Raw genomic sequence first — 17,536 nt, 5'->3', positions numbered from 1 at the left:
GAGCCTAATCAGACGGTTTTATTCAGGAAAGTCGGAATAGCAGCATTTTTTGCGCACTGTCCCGCCGTCACCGTGCTCCGACCAGCAGCTCCGACGCCGCCTCCCGCTCGGTCATCGTCCGCAGCGGCCCCTCCACGGCCGCCAGCTCCGCGTAGGTGCCGCGCTGCACGACCCGGCCGCCGTCCAGCACCACCACCTCGTCCACCGCGTCCAGACCCGCCAGCCGGTGCGTGATGAGCAGGGTCGTCCGGCCCTCGGTGGCGGCCAGCAGATCGGTGGTGAGCGCGTCGGCGGTCGGCAGGTCGAGGTGCTCGGCCGGCTCGTCGAGCACGAGTACGGGGAAGTCGGCGAGCAGCGCCCGGGCCAGGGCCAGCCGCTGCCGCTGACCGCCGGACAACAGTGCCCCGTGCTCTCCGACCAAGGTGTCCAGGCCGTCGGGCAGTCCCTCGGCCCAGTCCAACAGGCGGGCCCGTGCCAGCGCGGCGCGCAGCTCCCGCTCCGTGGCGTCCTTCCTGGCCAGCAGCAGGTTCTCGCGCACCGAGCTGTCGAAGAGGTGCGCGTCCTGCGCACACAGTCCGACGAGCCGCCGCACGTCGTCGCCGGCCATGGCGGTGGCGTCCGCACCGGCCAGTGTGTAGGAACCCCCGTCGGAATCCAGGAACCGCAGCAGCACCTGGGCCAGCGTCGTCTTGCCGGATCCGGACGGCCCGACCACGGCGACGCGGCGGCCCTCCTCCAGCGTCAGATCGAGTCCCGCGAGGGCGTCCCGGCCCTGCCCCGGGTGGCGCGCGGTCAGCCCCTCGAGGACGACCGGGAACGGTGACGCGGGCGCTGCCTGCGGCCGCTCCGGTTCACGTACGGGCTCCGGCGCGTCGAGGACCTCGTACACCCGCTCGGCACTCCTGCGCACGCGCTGGCGATACTGCACGGCCGACGGCAGCCCGAGAACCGCCTCGAACGCGGCCAGCGGCGTGAGGACCACGACGGCCACGGCCACTCCGGCGAGCCGGCCGTCGGCCACGGCCTGCACGCCGGTGAGTGCGGCGCCGGCGACGGTCAGACCGGAGATCAGGGCGACGAGGCCGTCGCCCAGCGCGGTGGCCGTGGCCGCGCGCGAGGTGATCCGGGTGAGCGTGCCGTCGGCCCGACGCGCCTCGGCGGCCCGCCCGGGCAGGGCGCCGGCGACGGTCAGTTCGGCGGTGCCGGTGAGCAGGTCGGTCACCCGGGTGGCCAGCACACCGCGAGCGGGGGCCAGCCTGGATTCGGCCCGCCGTGCGACGGCCCCGGTGATCAGCGGGACGCCGGCTCCGGCCGCGAGCAGTCCGGCGGCGAGCACGGCTCCGGCCTCCGGAAGCAGCCAGGCCGTGAAGCCGACCGACACGGCGGAGACGGCCACCGCGGTCGCGGCGGGCAGCAGCCAGCGCAGCCAGTAGTCCTGCAACGCGTCGACGTCCGCGACGAGCCGGGACAGGAGGTCACCCCGCCGGCTGCGGCGCAGGCCGGCGGGCGCCAGCCGCTCCAGCCGCCGGTAGACGGCGACCCGGGTGTCGGCCAGCATCCGCAGCACGGCGTCGTGCGAGACGAGCCGCTCGGCGTAGCGGAACACCGCCCGCCCGATCCCGAAGGCGCGCGTCGCGGTGACGGCCACCATCAAATACAGCACCGGCGGCTGCTGCGAAGCCCGCGAGATGAGCCACCCGGAGGTGGCCATGAGTCCCACGGCGCTGCCGAGGGCGAGGCTGCCGAGGAGCAGCGCGAGGCCGAGGCGCCCGCGCCGGGCGGCGGACATCGCGCGCACCCTGGCGAGGACGCCGGCCGGAGAGCCCGGCCCCGCGTCCGGCGTGCCCGGGCCGTCGGCCGGAGCCGGAGCAGTGACAGCCGGCGACACGTCGGCCGGGCGCTCCGCCACGGGCCCCGGAACCCCGGCGACCGCCGGGGCGGACGTGGGTTCGTCCAGGCGCACCACGCGGTCGGCCACCTCCAGCAGGGCCGGCCGGTGCACCACCAGCAGTACGGTCCGGCCGGCCGCCAGCCTGCGCACGGCGGCCACGACCTCGGCCTCGGTCGCCCCGTCCAGGGCGGCCGTCGGCTCGTCGAGCAGCAGCACCGGCCGGTCCGCGAGGAACGCCCGGGCCAGTGCGAGCCGCTGCCGCTGCCCGGCGGACAGCCCGGCGCCGTCCTCGCCGAGCACGGTGTCCGTTCCCTCCGGCAGCGCGTCCACGAACTCCAGCGCCCCGGCGTCGCCCAGCGCCCGCCGCACGGCCGTGTCGTCCGCCTCGGGACGGGCCAGCCGTACGTTCTCGGCGACGGTGCCCGCGAACAGGTGCGGATGCTGCGGGACCCAGGCGACGCGGGCGTGCCACTGCTCCGGGTCGAGGCCGGCGAGATCGGCCCCGCCGATCGTGATCCGCCCGCGGGACGGACGGACGAAGCCGAGCAGAACGTTGAGGAGCGTCGACTTGCCCGCTCCGCTCGGTCCGACGAGCGCCACCGTCTCGCCCGGCCGGACGACGAGGTCAACGTCCGCCACGGCGTCCGCGGCGCGCCCGGGGTAGCGCACGGTCACGCCTTCGAAGGACAGGGCCCCGTCCGCCGGCACCGGCCCGCTCCCGGGTGCCCGCGCGGGCGTCTCCAGCACCGAGAAGATCTCCTCGGCGGCGGCCAGCCCCTCGGCCGCCGCGTGGTACTGCGCCCCCACCTGCCGCAGGGGCAGGTAGGCCTCGGGCGCGAGCACGAGCACGACCAGGCCGTCGTACAGGGCCATGTCGCCGTGGACGAGCCTCATGCCGATGGTCACGGCGACGAGCGCCACCGAGAGCGTGGCGAGCAGTTCCAGGGCGAAGGACGACAGAAAGGCGATCCGCAGGGTCCGCACGGTCGCCTGCCGGTACTCACCGGTGATGCGTTTGATCGACTCGGCCTGCGCCTTGGCCCGTCCGAACACCTTCAGCGTCGGCAGTCCCGCGACCACGTCCAGGAAGTGCCCGGACAGCCGGGACAGCAGCCGCCACTGCCGGTCCATCCGCGCCTGCGTGGCCCAGCCGATCAGCATCATGAAGACCGGGATGAGCGGGAGGGTGGCGACGATGATGGCCGCCGAGACCCAGTCCTCGGTGACGATCCGGGCCAGCACCGCCACCGGCACGACCACCGCCAGACCCAGCTGCGGCAGGTAGCGCGAGAAGTAGTCGTCGAGGGCGTCGACACCCCGGGTGGCCAGGGTGACGAGCGATCCGGTGCGCTGTCCGCCCAGCCAGCCGGGTCCGAGCGCGGTCGCCCGCTCCAGCAGCCGGCCCCGCAGCTCCGACTTCACGGCCGCACTCGCCCGGTGGGCGGCCAGCTCGGTGAGCCAGCCGACCAGAGCCCGGCCGCAGGCGACGGCCACCAGGAGCAGCAGTGGGGTGCGGAGTTCGGCGGCCGTCATGTCGTGCTGGAAGGCGCCCACCACCGTCTCCGCGATGAGCATCGCCTGGGCGACGACCAACCCGGCCCCGACGCCCCCCAGGACGACGACCGCCGCCAGGAAGAGCCGGGTGGCGCGGGCGTACCGCAGCAGTCGTGGATCGATCGGTTTCACGTGAAACACACCCTGCCGGAGTCAGTGCGCGGGTTCGGCGATGTGCTGGGTGCCGATCCGCTTGCGGAACACCCAGTACGTCCACCCCTGGTAGAGGAGGACGACCGGCGTGGCGATCACGGCCAGCCAGGTCATGATCTTGAGCGTGTAGGGGCTGGACGAGGAGTTGGTGACGGTGAGGCTCCAGTCCGCGTCGAGCGTGGACGGCATGACGTTCGGAAAGAGCGTCAGGAAGAGCATCGCCACGGCGGCCACGATGGTGACGCCGGACAGCGCGAACGCCCATCCCTCGCGGCCCGCCTGATTCGCCGCCAGCGCGACGGTCAGGGAGGCGACGGCCACCACCAGCGCGACCAGGCTCTTGCCGTCGCCGCTGTGGGCCTGCGTCCACAGCAGGAAAACGAGGGCCGGCACCGCGGTGACGAGACCCAGCCTCAGTGCCAGGGCCCGCGCCCGTTCGCGGATCTCCCCGACGGTCTTGAGCGCGGTGAACACCGTTCCGTGGAAGGTGAACAGGGTCAGCGTGAGCAGGCCGCCGAGGAGGGCGTACGGGTTCAGCAGGTCCCAGACACTGCCGACGTACTCCAGGTCACGGTCGATCTTCACCCCGTGGACGATGTTGCCGAAGGCGACGCCCCACAGGAACGCCGGTATCAGCGAGGTCCAGAAGATCGCGTTCTCCCAGTTGCGCTGCCAGCGCTCCTCGGGCCGCTTCACCCGGTACTCGAAGGCGACACCCCGGACGATCAGGCAGAGCAGGATGACCAGCAGGGGCAGGTAGAAGCCGGAGAAGAGGGTGGCGTACCACTCGGGGAAGGCGGCGAAGGTCGCACCGCCGGCCGTCAGCAGCCACACCTCGTTGCCGTCCCAGACAGGGCCGATGGTGTTGATCAGCACCCGCTTCTCGGCCCGGTCGCGGGCGAGCAGCTTGGTGAGCACGCCGACCCCGAAGTCGAAGCCCTCCAGGAAGAAGTAGCCGGTCCACAGGACGGCGATCAGGACGAACCAGACGTCGTGGAGTTCCATGACTGTGCAGCTCCCTCGGCCTAGTAGGAGAAGGCCATCGGCTTGTCGGCGTCACGGGAGTCGCCGCCGATCTTCGTGGGCGGGTTGAGGTCGGCCTCGGTGAGCTCGGGCGGGCCGGCCTTGACGTACTTCACCAGCAGCTTGACCTCGATGACGGCCAGGACGGCGTAGAGCAGGGTGAAGGCGATCATCGAGGTGAGGACCTCGGCCGTGGAGACGCCGGGGGAGACCGCGTCGCGGGTCTGGAACACGCCGTAGACGACCCACGGCTGCCGGCCCATCTCGGTGAAGATCCAGCCCCAGGAGTTGGCGATCAGCGGGAAGGCCATCGTCCAGACCGCCGCCAGCCAGTACAGCCGGGAGAACTTCGACCCGAGCGGCTTCTTCAGCAGCACCAGATGGGGCACCTCGTCGTCACCGGTCCTCCAGGACGCCGGCAGCATGAACCTCTTCCGGGTCAGCCACAGCCCCAGCAGACCGAGCGAGAACGAGGCCATACCGAAGCCGATCATCCACCGGAAGCCCCAGTAGGCGACGGGGACGATGGGCTTGTAGTCGCCGGGCCCGAACTTCTGCTGCTCGGCCTTGTTGGTGTCGTTGATGCCGGGCACGTACGAGTCGAAGTCGCTGTGGGCCAGGAAGGACAGCAGGCCGGGGATCTCCAGGGCGACCTCGTTGTGGCCCTTGTCGACGTCGCCGTAGGCGAAGACCGAGAAGGGCGCCGGCTCCTCGCCGTCCCACAGGGCCTCGGCGGCGGCCATCTTCATCGGCTGCTGCTCGTACATGACCTTGCCGAGGGTGTCGCCGCTGACGGCGGTGAGCAGGCCGCCGACGGCCAGGGTGACCAGGCCGAGCCGCAGCGAGGTCCGCATGACGGGGATGTGCTTCTTGCGCATCAGGTGGAAGGCGGCGATGCCCACCATGAAGGCGCCACCGGTCAGGAAGGCGGCCGAGAAGCTGTGGAAGACCTGGTTGAGCGTGGTGTTCTGGGTGAGCACCTGCCAGAAGTCGGTGAGCTCGGCGCGGCCCTTCTCCTCGTTGATCCGGTAGCCGACGGGGTGCTGCATCCAGGAGTTGGCGGCGAGGATGAAGTACGCCGACAGCAGCGTGCCGATCGAGACCATCCATATGCAGGCCAGGTGGATCTTCTTCGGCAGCTTGTCCCAGCCGAAGATCCACAGGCCGATGAAGGTCGACTCGAAGAAGAAGGCGATCAGCGCCTCGAACGCGAGCGGTGCGCCGAAGATGTCGCCGACGAAGCGGGAGTAGTCGGACCAGTTCATGCCGAACTGGAACTCCTGCACGATGCCGGTGACGACACCCATGGCGATGTTGATCAGGAAGAGCTTGCCCCAGAACTTCGTCGCCCTGAGGTACTTCTCCTTCTCCGTGCGCACCCAGGCGGTCTGCAGCCCGGCCGTGAGAGCGGCCAGGGAGATCGTCAGCGGTACGAAGAGGAAGTGGTAGACGGTCGTGATGCCGAACTGCCATCGCGCCAGTGTCTCCGGCGCCAAAGCCATGTCCACGTCGTCGGCCTCCTTGCATCGCCGCGGTTCAGGCAGTTTGTGCGTGTCTGGGCCACCGATCCCGGGACCAAACAGACGAGCTTGTGAACGCGTTCACATTCACAAGCAATTATGACCTACAGCTTTTCGACACCGGAAGGGGGGTTGGGTGTGACGTCAACCCCCCGCCCACGGCCCACCCGCGCGCCGTCTGCCGGCGACGTTGCGCGAGGTCGCCCCGGCACGCGCGGAGGCGGTGGACGCCAAGCGTCCACCGCCTCCATGGGAAGTCCGACGTCCGTCTTCGGTCCGCCTTCCGGCGAACGCCTGACGTCGTCGCGCCGTCAGATCTCCTTGCGGAATCCTTCCGTCACCTTCAGGAAGATGTCGTTCGCCTCGCTCTCCCCGACCGTCACCCGCACACCCTCACCCGGGAACGGACGCACGACCACGCCGGCCCGCTCGCACGCCTCGGCGAAGGCCACCGTGCGCTCCCCCAGACGCAGCCACACGAAGTTGGCCTGGGTTTCCGGCACCGTCCAGCCCTGCCCGCGCAGGGCGTCGACCACACGGATGCGCTCGCAGACCAGCGAGCCGACCCTGCCGATCAGCTCGTCCTCGGCCCGCAACGAGGCGATCGCCGCCTCCTGGGCGATCTGGCTCACACCGAAGGGCACGGCCGTCTTGCGCAGTGCCGCCGCCACCGGCTCGTGGGCGATCGCGAAACCGACCCGCAGCCCGGCGAGACCGTACGCCTTGGAGAAGGTCCGCAGCACGCAGACGTTGGGCCGCTCCCGGTAGAGCTCGACGCCGTCGGGCACCTCGGGGTCGCGGATGAACTCTCGGTAGGCCTCGTCGAGGACCACGAGGACGTCACTCGGCACCCGGTCGAGGAAGCGCTCCAGCTCGGCCCGCCGCACCACCGTGCCCGTCGGGTTGTTGGGGTTGCAGACGAAGATCAGCCGCGTCCGGTCGGTGATCGCGGCGGCCATGGCGTCCAGATCGTGCACGTCGCCCGGCGTCAACGGCACCTGCACGGACGTCGCACCGCTGATCTGCGTGATGATCGGGTACGCCTCGAAGGAGCGCCAGGCGTAGATCACCTCGTCACCGGGACCGGAGGTCGCCTGGAGCAGCTGCTGCGCCACACCGACCGACCCCGTACCGGTGGCCAGGTGGGAGACAGGGACGCCGAACCGCTCCGACAGCTCGTTCATCAGTCCCGTGCAGGCCATGTCCGGATACCGGTTGAAGGACGAGGCCGCGGCCGCGACCGTCTCCATCACACCCGGCAGCGGCGGGTACGGATTCTCGTTGGAGGACAGCTTGTAGGCCACCGGCCCGTCCGCCGCGGCGGGCTTGCCCGGCTTGTAGGTGGGAACTCCCTCCAGCTCGGCGCGCAGCTTGGGGCTCGTCTCGCTCACCGCAGTCCTCCTCGTGACCTACCACCGGCATCGAATACTCCTCACCTTAAGAGGATTCGGCGCCGCTGCGAATAGGTGCGGCCCGACCTCATCCGTCACACCGGCATCAGGGGTATCGGGGCACGAAGGCGCACGATTCGGGGGGCGCGCTGCACATATATCTACGCGCCGGTGGCTCGCTCCGTGGCGCGCATCCCTCGTGCAGGTGAGTTGAGACCTCTTCGCAACATCGGCCGGTCGACAGGCCCCCGCTCGCCGACACGCAAGGTATTGGGCTGAAGAGGGTCAACTACCTAGCTTTCGCAGGCAGTTAGGTTTCCATGATCATGCAGAAACGTGCCTGTCAACGCGTGCATATGCGTCCGCCCTACCCCACCGCATGAGCCCTACTATCGGCTCGCCATGACAGCAGCAGGGAAGCACCAGGTGAGCCGCGCGGAAACCTCACGTCGAGGCAGCCGGCCGGGCCGGGCGGGCATCAGAGACGTGGCCGCCGCCGCCGGAGTATCCATCACGACCGTCTCCGACGCCCTCAACGGCAAGGGCCGTCTCCCGGATGCCACCCGGCGCCATGTACGCGAGGTGGCCGACCGGCTGGGCTACCGGCCGTCGGCCGCCGCCCGTACGCTGCGCACCGGCAAGTCGGGGCTCATCGGCCTGACCGTGACGACGTACGGGAATGAACCTTTCACCTTCACCGAGTTCGCGTACTTCGCCGAGATGGCGCGCGCCGCCACCTCCGCCGCGCTCGCCCGCGGCTACGCCCTCGTCATCCTCCCGGCGACCTCCCGCCACGACGTGTGGTCCAACGTCGCGCTGGACGGCACGGTCGTCATCGACCCCTCCGACCAGGATCCGGTCGTCAGCGAACTGGTCCGCCAGGGCTTACCGGTCGTCTCCGACGGCCGCCCGGCCGGCGCGCTTCCCGTGACCGCCTGGGTCGACAACGACCACGAGGCCGCCGTGCTCGGCATCCTCGACCACCTGGCCGCCGCCGGCGCCCGCCGGATCGGCCTGCTCACCGGCACCACGACCGACACGTACACCCACCTGTCGACCACCGCCTACCTGCACTGGTGCGAGCGCGTCGGACAGGACCCGGTCTACGAGGCCTACCCGGCACACGACCCGTGCGCCGGGGCGGTGGCCGCCGACCGGCTGCTCGCCCGGCCCGACCGGCCCGACGCCGTGTACGGCCTGTTCGACCCGAACGGCACCGACCTGCTGGCCGCCGCCCGCCGCTACGGGCTGCGCGTCCCGGAGGACCTGCTGCTGGTCTGCTGCAGCGAGTCCACGGTGTACGCCAGCACCGAGCCGCCCATCACCACACTGTCGCTGAAGCCACGCCGCATCGGCACGGCTGTCGTCCAGCTCCTCATCGACGCGATCGAGGGGCTCGACTCGGACCGGACGGTCGAGCAGGTGATACCGACGGAGCTGATGGTGCGGACGTCCTCGCAGCGCCGTCCGCCCCGGACGACGGTCAGCCCGCCGCGGTCACCCGAGCGCGAGTAGTGGCCGGGCCGCCCGGAGCGCGGCCCCGACCGACGGAAAACAGGCCGGACGGTACCCGATCGGTGAAGATCACGCCGACGTCACGGACGGGCGAAGCCCGGCCCAATCGGGGCGAAAGCCGCGGTGAACCGGGGTCCTGCTCCGATTCACCACCCCTGGGTCATCACACAGAGCGATCCGCATTCCTATGATGGGCCCACACACCGCGGGCCGCTGCGACCAGGCAGTCCGAAGCGGTGCAGATGCGGCGCGATGGTGGAGGGGTCGATGACTCAGGGGGCCGGTCAGGGACCCGAGGTGGAGCGGACGGCGACGGTGCGCGACTTCCGGGTGCCCGCGTACGTCCACGAGGCCGCTCCGTACGCCGCCCCCGTCCCGCACGCGGGCGAGGCCGCTCCCCCTTCCGGTAAGGGGTACGAGGAGGCCTATCCCGAGGGGTACACACCCACTCAGCGCGATCTGCCCGTCATCCGTAGGGGTGACACGGTGCAGGTGACCGTCGACCCCGAGCAGGCTCCGGCGGCGCAGCCCGCCACGGGCCAGGGACCGCTGTTCGTCGTCGGCGACGTGCACGGCTACTTGGACCAGCTGATCGCCGCCCTCCAGGAGAAGGGCCTCGTCGACTCCGCCGGCCAGTGGTGCGCGGGCACCTCCCGCCTGTGGTTCCTCGGTGACTTCACCGACCGCGGCCCGGACGGCATCGGTGTCATCGACCTGGTGATGCGGCTGTCCGCCGAGGCCGCCGCGGCCGGCGGCTACTGCAAGGCGCTGATGGGCAACCACGAGCTGCTGCTGCTCGGCGCCAAGCGGTTCGGCGACACCCCAGTCAACTCCGGCGCGGGAACCGCCACCTTCCAGGCGGCCTGGCTGCTGAACGGCGGCCAGAAGACCGACATGGACCGGCTCCAGGACCACCACCTGCAGTGGATGTCCCGCCTCGACGCGCTCGAAGAGGTCGACGGGCACCTGCTCGTCCACTCGGACACCACCACCTACCTCGACTACGGCCGCTCGATCGAGGAAGTCAACGACACCGTCCGCGAGACGCTCACGCGCAACGACGCGGAGGAGGTGTGGGACCTGTTCCGCAAGTTCACCAAGCGCTTCTCCTTCCGCGACGAGGGCGGTGCCGACGCCGTGCGCTCGCTGCTGGACACCTACGGCGGCACCCGCATCGTCCACGGCCACAGCCCCATCCCCTACCTCCTGGGCGAGGTCGGCTCCGAGGACGGCGAGGACGACACCCGCACCGCCGTCGAGGGTCCCCACGTCTACGCGGACGGGCTGGCCATCGCGATGGACGGCGGTGTGACCATGGCCGGAAAGCTGCTGGTCCAGCAACTCCCGCTGGACGCCTGACCGTTCACGGGGCCGCCGTCTTCCCGGCGGCGGGCCCGCGGCTCGGCACCCAATTTCCGGAAACCCCCTGTCACCGCGCGCCGTCACCGCTCTACCATCGGCTTATCCGTAGCAGGCTCCCCTCCGTTTCTGCCCGACGGCTCGTTGGCATGCGAGCCCCAAGCCCTACGGAGCATCGGGGGATGCACATGAACAGCGTTCCGCAGCATCTGTCGAACGAGGACCGCCAGGAGTACGAGCGGATCCTCGACGAGGTGCTGCGCTCCGCACCACACCGCCCGGAACTGGCCGCTGTCGGTCAGCGGCTCAACACCGAACAACTGCGCACCATGGCACTCGACGCCACCGCACTGATCACGGCGGCGGCCGGCACCGAGTACCAGCACTATGTGAAGGTCCGCGAGGAACTGCGCCGGCCGGCGCCGGCCGCCCCGTCGTCCGCGCGCGACTCCGGCTCCGACGCGCCGGGTACGGGCGCGCTGGGTCTCGCCGCCACCGTGGGGGAGGCCGCTGAGGCCGCCGGCGCGGGCGCCGGCGCGGTCGTCGCCGTCCTGGCACCCGTCCTGGCGGGCACCGCCGCGGCGATCTTCCTGCTCGTCGGCTACGTCCTGAGGATGGTCGCCCCGGGGCAGGCGTTCGCGCGGACCATGCTCACCACGGGGTGGGTGTTCGGCGGTGTGGCCGCCGTCGCCATCCTCGTCGCGGGCGTGGGGCTGCTGCTCACCGCGCTGCGCAACCGGCCCTCCGCCGAGTCCGGCCGCTACGGCGAACTCGACGGGGAGGTGGCCCGGGCCAGGGAGGCCTGGCACGACGCCCTGCTCGAACGCGGCATCCTGCCGTTCCTGCGGGAGGCGCTCACCGACCCGGACGCGGCGGTCGCACTGCACCCCACGGGGCCGGCGCCCGCGAGCCGGATGCCGCACCTCGGCTACGACCGCCCGGGGTTCACGAGTCCCGGCGACGACCGGGAGGGCCCGCGCCCGAGCTACTCGAGCCCGGACTACAGCAGCCCGGACTTCGGCGGCCCGGAACACCGACCGGAGTAGCCACCGGCCGGGGCGGGCACGTCAGAGGATGCCCGCCCGGCCGGCGGCTGCGATCCAGGACGGGAACTCGGACAGCAGGCGGTCGTACAGTTCCTGGTCGGGGACGGTGCCGATGTCGTCCACGGCGAAGAAGCCGACGTTGTCCACGCGGCGGCCGGGCAGGGTGTCGAACCGCTCGAGCACCCCGTAGTTGGACCGGCCGAGCCCCACGAACTGCCAGAAGACCGGCTCCTCCACCGCCTCCCGCAGCTCCCGCTCGATCTCGTCGTTGCGGTAGACACCGCCGTCGGAGAAGAACAGCACCAGGGTCGGCGCCTGTGCCGGGTTGTCCCGGACGAAGGCCCGGACCTCGGCGATCACCTTCTGCTCCTCGTTCTGGATGCCGACCGCCCGCATGTCGACCTGGTCGTCGTGGAGCCCCTTCTTCCGTCCCCGGCGGAAGAGGCCCACCTCGCCCACCCGCACGTGCAGCCGCAGCCACTCGGGGAGGTCGCCCAGTGTCAGGTCGGGCAGCCGTGCCGGGTTCGAGGCGAAGGTCCAGGCCTGCATCTCACCGTCGTCGTCGAGCTGTGCGGCGACGGCGGCCATGCGTTCCACCACGTCCGCCACCACGCCCTTGGAGTAGAGGAAGGACATGGACCCGGAGGCGTCGAGGACCAGGACGACGCGTGCCGTGACACCGGTGGCGCCGTGTTTGCTCAGGCTGACCGCGACCTGCTCCTTGCGCAGGGACAGCCGCTTGCGCATGTCGACGGGGAGGCGCTCCTCCCCCTTGGTGAGCCGGGGCCCTGGCGCCGCCGGAGGGGCCACCGGAGGCGCCGCCGGAGGGGCCGCTGGTGCGGGCGGCGCCGTGGGTGCCGCCGCCGGGGGAGCCTGACGCGGGGTTCCGGCGTACGGCGTGGGAGGCAAGGGGGTGGAGGGTGCCGCGGCGGTCGGGGCGTCGTCGACCGTGATGCCGAAGTCGGTGGCCAGCCCCGCGAGACCGGCGGCGTAGCCCTGCCCGACCGCCCGGAACTTCCACTTCCCCTGGCGCAGGTACAGCTCGCCGCCGACCAGCGCGGTCTCGGTGCCGGCCGCCATGTCGAAGTACGCCAGCCCGGCCCCGGTGGCGGCGTCCAGCAGCCGCAGTGACAGCCCCGGCACCTGGCCGAACGTCCCGCCGTCGGAGGAGGCGCACAGGACGATGCGGTCGACGGCGGGCTCCAGCGCGCGCAGGTCCACCTCGACGGTGTCGGTCATGACACCGGAACCGGGCCCGCTCTCCTTGCCCAGGTGCCGCACCGCCCCGGACGCGTGCCGGGGCTGGTTGTAGAAGACGAAGTCGCCGTCGTCCCGTACGCGTCCGGCCGAGGTGAGCAGCAGCGCGGAGGCGTCGACCTCGGGCACACCGGGGCCGGCGGACCAGCTGAGTGCGACCCGCACCGCGGGGGAGTCGACGGCGACATTGGCGCCCTTGCTCAGGGATGTGGCTGTCATGGGCCCAGTCTGCCGAGACGCGCTCCCCGGCGGGAGGGGGCGGGCCCCGTGCTGCGTCCCTTCTCCCGCTCCCCCGGTTCCCCGCCGGGTATCAGACGCTGCAGCTCGGCACCGGTGGCGTACAGGGCGACCAGCAGCGGCCGCAGGGACCGGCCCGCCTCCGTCAGGTCGTAGCGGGTGCGTACGGGAAAGCCCGGCAGCCGTTCCGCGGTCACCAGGCCCCTCTCCCGCAGCGCCGTGAGGCGTTCGCTGAGCACCTTCGCCGACAGGTCGGGCAGCAGCGTCCGCAGCTCCGTGAAGCCGCGGGGGCCGCCCATCAGCTCGCGGAGCACCAGGGTGGTCCAGCGGCCCGAGACCGCCGCGAGGGCGGCCTCCACGGGACAGCCGGCCTCGGGGCGGCGGGTCCGACCCCGCGCATCGGGCACCAACTCCTCGTCCCAGGCGTGACTTACCGTTTGGTGACCTGCGCTGACGGGCTGTTCGCTTGTCACATGACGCATCCCCCCAGTGTGCCGCCGGCCACCAGCGCGGCCGAGCTTCCGCACGTCTTCGCGCGAGCCTTCAACACCTTCGACCCGCAGGTCCTGGACCAGGTCTACGAGCCCGGAGCCGGCTTCGTTCCCGAACCCGGCCGACTGGTCACCGGGCCGGGCCGGATACGGGCCAACGACGAGTTCCTCCGGCTGCGCGTCCCGATCCGGGTGGCGCCCCGGCACACCTACGTCGTCGGCGACCTGGTCCTGCTGATCGTCGACTTCGTCATCGACGGCGTCGCCGCCCACGGCGGCCACGTCCACATCGAGGGCACCGCGACCGACGTGGCCCGTCGCGGGCCCGACGGCTGCTGGCGTTACGCGATCGACAACCCGTTCGGAGTGGCGACCGCTCCCGAGGCGGCCCCGGCGCCCCGCTGACGCCGGGCGGCCCGGCGAGGGACCGCACGGCGTGGAGCCGGTGACGGAGGTTCAGTCGGCCAGCGGGAGGTACACCCGGTTCCCGGCGGCGGCGAACTCCTTCGACTTCTGCAGCATGCCCTCGGCGATCTCGTCGGGAGAGGCGCCTTCGGCGGCCACCCCGCCGAACCGCTCGTTGATGCTCTGGCTGATCTTCATGGAGCAGAACTTCGGTCCGCACATGGAGCAGAAGTGGGCCGTCTTGGCGGGCTCGGCCGGCAGTGTCTCGTCGTGGAACTCCCGCGCCGTGTCCGGGTCGAGAGCCAGGTTGAACTGGTCCTCCCACCGGAACTCGAAGCGGGCGTCCGACAGGGCGTCGTCCCACTCCTGTGCGCCCGGATGCCCCTTGGCGAGGTCGGCGGCGTGGGCAGCGATCTTGTAGGTGATGACGCCGGTCTTGACGTCGTCGCGGTTGGGCAGGCCCAGGTGTTCCTTGGGCGTGACGTAGCAGAGCATGGCCGTGCCCCACCAGGCGATCATCGCGGCACCGATGCCGGAGGTGATGTGGTCGTACGCCGGTGCGACGTCCGTCGTCAGCGGGCCGAGCGTGTAGAACGGAGCTTCGTCGCAGATCTCCTGCTGAAGATCGATGTTCTCCTTGATCTTGTGCATCGGGACGTGCCCCGGGCCCTCGATCATGGTCTGCACGTCGAACCGCCTGGCGGTCCGGTTGAGCTCCCCGAGCGTGCGCAACTCGGCGAACTGCGCCTCGTCGTTGGCGTCCGCGATCGATCCCGGCCGCAGGCCGTCGCCGAGGGAGTACGTGACGTCGTAGGCGGCGAGGATCTCGCAGAGCTCCTCGAAGTTCTCGTACAGGAACGACTCCTTGTGATGCGCCAGGCACCAGGCGGCCATGATCGAACCGCCGCGCGAGACGATGCCGGTCTTGCGGTTCGCGGTCAGCGGCACGTAGGCCAGGCGCACGCCCGCATGGACGGTCATGTAGTCCACACCCTGCTCGGCCTGCTCGATCACCGTGTCCTTGTAGACCTCCCAGGTCAGTTCCTCGGCCTTGCCGTCGACCTTCTCCAGGGCCTGGTAGAGCGGCACGGTGCCGATGGGCACGGGGGAGTTGCGCAGCACCCACTCGCGGGTGGTGTGGATGTTACGGCCGGTGGAGAGGTCCATGACCGTGTCGGCGCCCCAGCGGGTCGCCCAGGTCATCTTCTCGACCTCCTCCTCGATGGAGGACGTCACCGCCGAGTTGCCGATGTTGGCGTTCACCTTCACCAGGAACCGCTTGCCGATGATCATCGGCTCGATCTCCGGGTGATTGACGTTGGCCGGCAGCACGGCCCGGCCCGCGGCGATCTCCTCACGGACCACCTCCGGCGCGACGTTCTCCCGGATGGCGACGTACTCCATCTCGGGCGTGATCTCGCCCCGGCGGGCGTACGCGAGCTGCGTCACCGCACCGCCGCGGCCGCGGCGCGGCTGACGCGGACGCCCGGGGAAGACCGCGTCCAGATTGCGCAGGCCTCCGCGCGGCGAGGTGTGCTTGATCCCGTCGTCCTCGGGCCGGACGGGCCGGCCCGCGTATTCCTCCGTGTCGCCGCGGGCGACGATCCAGTTCTCCCGCAGCGCCGGCAGCCCCCGGCGGACGTCGGTGTCGACGAGCGGATCGGTGTACGGGCCCGACGTGTCGTAGAGCGTGACCGACTGCCCGTTGGTGAGGTGCACCTGGCGGACCGGCACCCGCAGGTCGGGGCGCGAACCCTCGACGTACGCCTTGTGCCAGCCGATGGACTTCCCGGTCTCCGCGGACTCCGCCTCGGCGGAGTGCTGGGTGGAGACAGGCGTGCGTGCGTCCTTGATGGTCATGAGACCTACTCCCTACGCCGGCATTACCCGGTAACAGGTTCAGCGGTCGACGCAGCCGTTTCCGTCCGACGACGCCTCGTGGTCAACATCACTCGACTTCGGTGATGTTTCCCGTGAAACATCGCTGGGACGGAGGTCAGCGCCCTCTCAGCCCGGTGCTCCGAGCTCCCGCGTGTACAAAGGTGCCCCCACGCTAGCGTCGATCCGGGCGCGGTGAACAGGGGGCCCCTCTCCTTCTTGCGATGATCGGTCGGTGACCACGACCCAGCACCCTCCCTACCCGCCGCACGAACCCCGCCGCGGCCCGGGCGCGCCGTCGGGCGACGGGAGTGCGCACGACCATGCCCCCGGCGGGGAGCACTCCGGCAGTGGCGGGCACGGCGGCAGTGGGGGGCACGGGCACGCACACGGACACGGTCACGGGCCCGCGGCTCCCGTCTCGCGGCATCTGCGGAAGGTCATCGCGGCGGTTCTCATCCCCTTCGCCGCCGCGGTGCTGGTCGGGCTCGCCGTGCTCTGGCCGGGCGGCGCGCCACCGCACGAACGCACCGGGGTCGGCTTCGACCGGCAGACACAGGAGGCCACGGTCACCAAGGTGGACAGGCTGAGCTGCCAGTCCGTCAACGCGTCGGGGGGCGTCCCGACCGGCGACACCTCCACCGCGGAGGGCTCCTCCGCGGCGCAGCAGGCGAACGGCGACTGCAAGCGGGCGACGATCCGCGTCGACACCGGCGGGGACAAGGGCCGCACCTTCCAGGAGATCGTGCAGCCGGACCAGACACGCCAGTTGCACGAGGGCCAGAAGGTGGTCGTCGCCTACGAACCCTCCGCGCCGAGGGACCTGCAGTACTCGGTGACCGACATCGACCGCGGCTTTCCGATGGCCCTGCTCGCCGGCATCTTCGCGCTGGCCGTCGTGGTCGTCGGCCGGCTGCGGGGTCTGATGGCCCTGGTCTCGCTGGCCATCAGTTTCGTGCTGCTGAACTTCTTCATCCTGCCCGCCATCCTGCAGGGCTCGAATCCCCTGCTGGTGGCGGTGATCGGGTCCAGCGCCATCATGCTGATCGCGCTGTATCTGTGCCACGGGCTGTCGGCGCGGACCTCCGTGGCGGTGCTCGGCACCCTGGTCTCCCTGCTGCTGATCGGTGTCCTGGGGTCGCTGTTCATCGGCTGGGCGGCGCTCACCGGCAACACCGACGACAACACCGGCCTGATCCACGGCCTGTATCCGTCGATCGACATGAGCGGCCTGCTCCTCGCCGGGGTCATCATCGGTTCGCTCGGTGTCCTCGACGATGTGACGGTCACCCAGACGTCGGCGGTCTGGGAGCTGCACGAGGCCAATCCGACGATGGGCTGGCGCGGCCTGTACCGCGCCGGCATCCGCATCGGCCGCGACCACATCGCCTCCGTCGTCAACACCCTCGTCCTCGCGTACGCGGGCGCCGCTCTGCCGCTGCTGCTGCTCTTCTCTATCGCGCAGAGCAGCGTGGGGACGGTCGCCAACAGCGAGCTGGTCGCGGAGGAGATCGTGCGCACGCTGGTGGGCTCGATCGGCCTCGTGGCGTCCGTGCCGGTCACCACCGCCCTCGCGGCCCTGGTCGTCTCGGCCGACCGTCCGGCGGGGCGTGCGGCCGGGCAGAGCGCGGGGGCGGCGGACGCGGGCCGGGCACCGGCGCGGGGCGGGCGGGGCCGCCGCCGCAAGCGCTGAACCGCCCGTGGGCCCACTCTCTGCAGGTGGGCCCGCTCGCAGCCCGTGGACCTGTTCGTACTTGGCCGGCCCACGCCTGAAGAAGCGTTCCTGCACAGGCGGACAACGCACCGAGGCGTCGAG

At 71.2% G+C, this 17,536-nt stretch carries 12 protein-coding genes and 1 riboswitch; of the genes, 5 read left to right on the top strand and 7 right to left on the bottom strand.

Annotated features, from left to right (window positions below):
* Positions 1-67: 67 nt before the first annotated feature.
* The 4 genes from cydD to hisC form a co-directional block, all read right to left on the bottom strand.
* Positions 68-3,577 (bottom strand): thiol reductant ABC exporter subunit CydD, encoded by a 3,510-nt coding sequence (cydD, locus tag ACFWJB_RS02300; RefSeq protein WP_386919733.1) that lies wholly within the window; start codon positions 3,575-3,577, stop codon positions 68-70.
* 21 nt (positions 3,578-3,598) lie between these two features.
* A complete protein-coding gene (gene cydB / locus ACFWJB_RS02295) occupies positions 3,599-4,603 on the bottom strand; it encodes a cytochrome d ubiquinol oxidase subunit II (protein ID WP_386919731.1) in 1,005 nt (334 codons plus the stop codon).
* 20 nt (positions 4,604-4,623) lie between these two features.
* Positions 4,624-6,129 (bottom strand): cytochrome ubiquinol oxidase subunit I, encoded by a 1,506-nt coding sequence (locus tag ACFWJB_RS02290; protein ID WP_386919729.1) that lies wholly within the window; start codon positions 6,127-6,129, stop codon positions 4,624-4,626.
* A 323-nt stretch (positions 6,130-6,452) separates the two neighbouring features.
* A complete protein-coding gene (gene hisC, locus ACFWJB_RS02285) occupies positions 6,453-7,532 on the bottom strand; it encodes a histidinol-phosphate transaminase (protein WP_385459215.1) in 1,080 nt (359 codons plus the stop codon).
* 402 nt (positions 7,533-7,934) lie between these two features.
* Between hisC and ACFWJB_RS02280 the strand changes: the two genes are divergently transcribed.
* From ACFWJB_RS02280 to ACFWJB_RS02270, 3 genes are all read left to right on the top strand, one after another.
* Positions 7,935-9,047 (top strand): LacI family DNA-binding transcriptional regulator, encoded by a 1,113-nt coding sequence (locus ACFWJB_RS02280; RefSeq protein WP_385459217.1) that lies wholly within the window; start codon positions 7,935-7,937, stop codon positions 9,045-9,047.
* Positions 9,048-9,299: 252 nt separating this feature from the next.
* Entirely contained in the window at positions 9,300-10,406 is a 1,107-nt protein-coding gene (locus ACFWJB_RS02275; protein WP_385459219.1) for a metallophosphoesterase, read from the top strand.
* A 182-nt stretch (positions 10,407-10,588) separates the two neighbouring features.
* Positions 10,589-11,452 (top strand): hypothetical protein, encoded by an 864-nt coding sequence (locus ACFWJB_RS02270; RefSeq protein ID WP_386919727.1) that lies wholly within the window; start codon positions 10,589-10,591, stop codon positions 11,450-11,452.
* Positions 11,453-11,473: 21 nt separating this feature from the next.
* On the opposite strand, the gene ACFWJB_RS02265 is transcribed toward ACFWJB_RS02270, so the two are convergent.
* Together ACFWJB_RS02265 and ACFWJB_RS02260 are read right to left on the bottom strand one after the other, a co-directional pair.
* Positions 11,474-12,928 (bottom strand): VWA domain-containing protein, encoded by a 1,455-nt coding sequence (locus ACFWJB_RS02265; RefSeq protein ID WP_386919725.1) that lies wholly within the window; start codon positions 12,926-12,928, stop codon positions 11,474-11,476.
* Entirely contained in the window at positions 12,925-13,353 is a 429-nt protein-coding gene (locus ACFWJB_RS02260; RefSeq protein ID WP_386919723.1) for a winged helix-turn-helix transcriptional regulator, read from the bottom strand. The genes ACFWJB_RS02265 and ACFWJB_RS02260 overlap by 4 nt, the downstream gene beginning before the upstream one ends.
* Positions 13,354-13,419: 66 nt before the next feature.
* Between ACFWJB_RS02260 and ACFWJB_RS02255 the strand changes: the two genes are divergently transcribed.
* Positions 13,420-13,842 carry a YybH family protein gene (locus ACFWJB_RS02255; RefSeq protein WP_386919721.1) on the top strand — a complete coding sequence of 141 codons (423 nt, stop codon included), beginning with the start codon at positions 13,420-13,422 and terminating at the stop codon, positions 13,840-13,842.
* A gap of 51 nt (positions 13,843-13,893) precedes the next feature.
* On the opposite strand, the gene thiC is transcribed toward ACFWJB_RS02255, so the two are convergent.
* Positions 13,894-15,702 (bottom strand): phosphomethylpyrimidine synthase ThiC, encoded by a 1,809-nt coding sequence (gene thiC, locus ACFWJB_RS02250; RefSeq protein WP_386919719.1) that lies wholly within the window; start codon positions 15,700-15,702, stop codon positions 13,894-13,896.
* A riboswitch (TPP riboswitch) is annotated at positions 15,695-15,884 on the bottom strand. (Overlaps the previous gene by 8 nt.)
* Before the next feature lie 71 nt (positions 15,885-15,955).
* Between thiC and ACFWJB_RS02245 the strand changes: the two genes are divergently transcribed.
* Positions 15,956-17,413: a YibE/F family protein gene (locus ACFWJB_RS02245; RefSeq protein WP_386919717.1), complete on the top strand. Its 1,458-nt coding sequence runs from the start codon at positions 15,956-15,958 to the stop codon at positions 17,411-17,413.
* Positions 17,414-17,536: the final 123 nt, after the last annotated feature.

Origin of the sequence: Streptomyces sp. NPDC127100, from assembly GCF_042724095.1 — a bacterium.
Classification (GTDB): domain Bacteria; phylum Actinomycetota; class Actinomycetes; order Streptomycetales; family Streptomycetaceae; genus Streptomyces.
Note: the sequence above shows the minus strand (reverse complement) of the source record. Positions and strands in the feature narration are given on the sequence as shown.

What these genes read in the sequence shown, in the direction of transcription:
- cydB (WP_386919731.1), bottom strand. Translation starts at nt 4,603, where the DNA reads ATGGAACTCCACGACGTCTGGTTCGTCCTGATCGCCGTCCTGTGGACC.
- ACFWJB_RS02280 (WP_385459217.1), top strand. Translation starts at nt 7,935, where the DNA reads ATGACAGCAGCAGGGAAGCACCAGGTGAGCCGCGCGGAAACCTCACGT.
- ACFWJB_RS02275 (WP_385459219.1), top strand. Translation starts at nt 9,300, where the DNA reads ATGGTGGAGGGGTCGATGACTCAGGGGGCCGGTCAGGGACCCGAGGTG.
- ACFWJB_RS02270 (WP_386919727.1), top strand. Translation starts at nt 10,589, where the DNA reads ATGCACATGAACAGCGTTCCGCAGCATCTGTCGAACGAGGACCGCCAG.
- ACFWJB_RS02265 (WP_386919725.1), bottom strand. Translation starts at nt 12,928, where the DNA reads ATGACAGCCACATCCCTGAGCAAGGGCGCCAATGTCGCCGTCGACTCC.
- ACFWJB_RS02255 (WP_386919721.1), top strand. Translation starts at nt 13,420, where the DNA reads ATGACGCATCCCCCCAGTGTGCCGCCGGCCACCAGCGCGGCCGAGCTT.
- thiC (WP_386919719.1), bottom strand. Translation starts at nt 15,702, where the DNA reads ATGACCATCAAGGACGCACGCACGCCTGTCTCCACCCAGCACTCCGCC.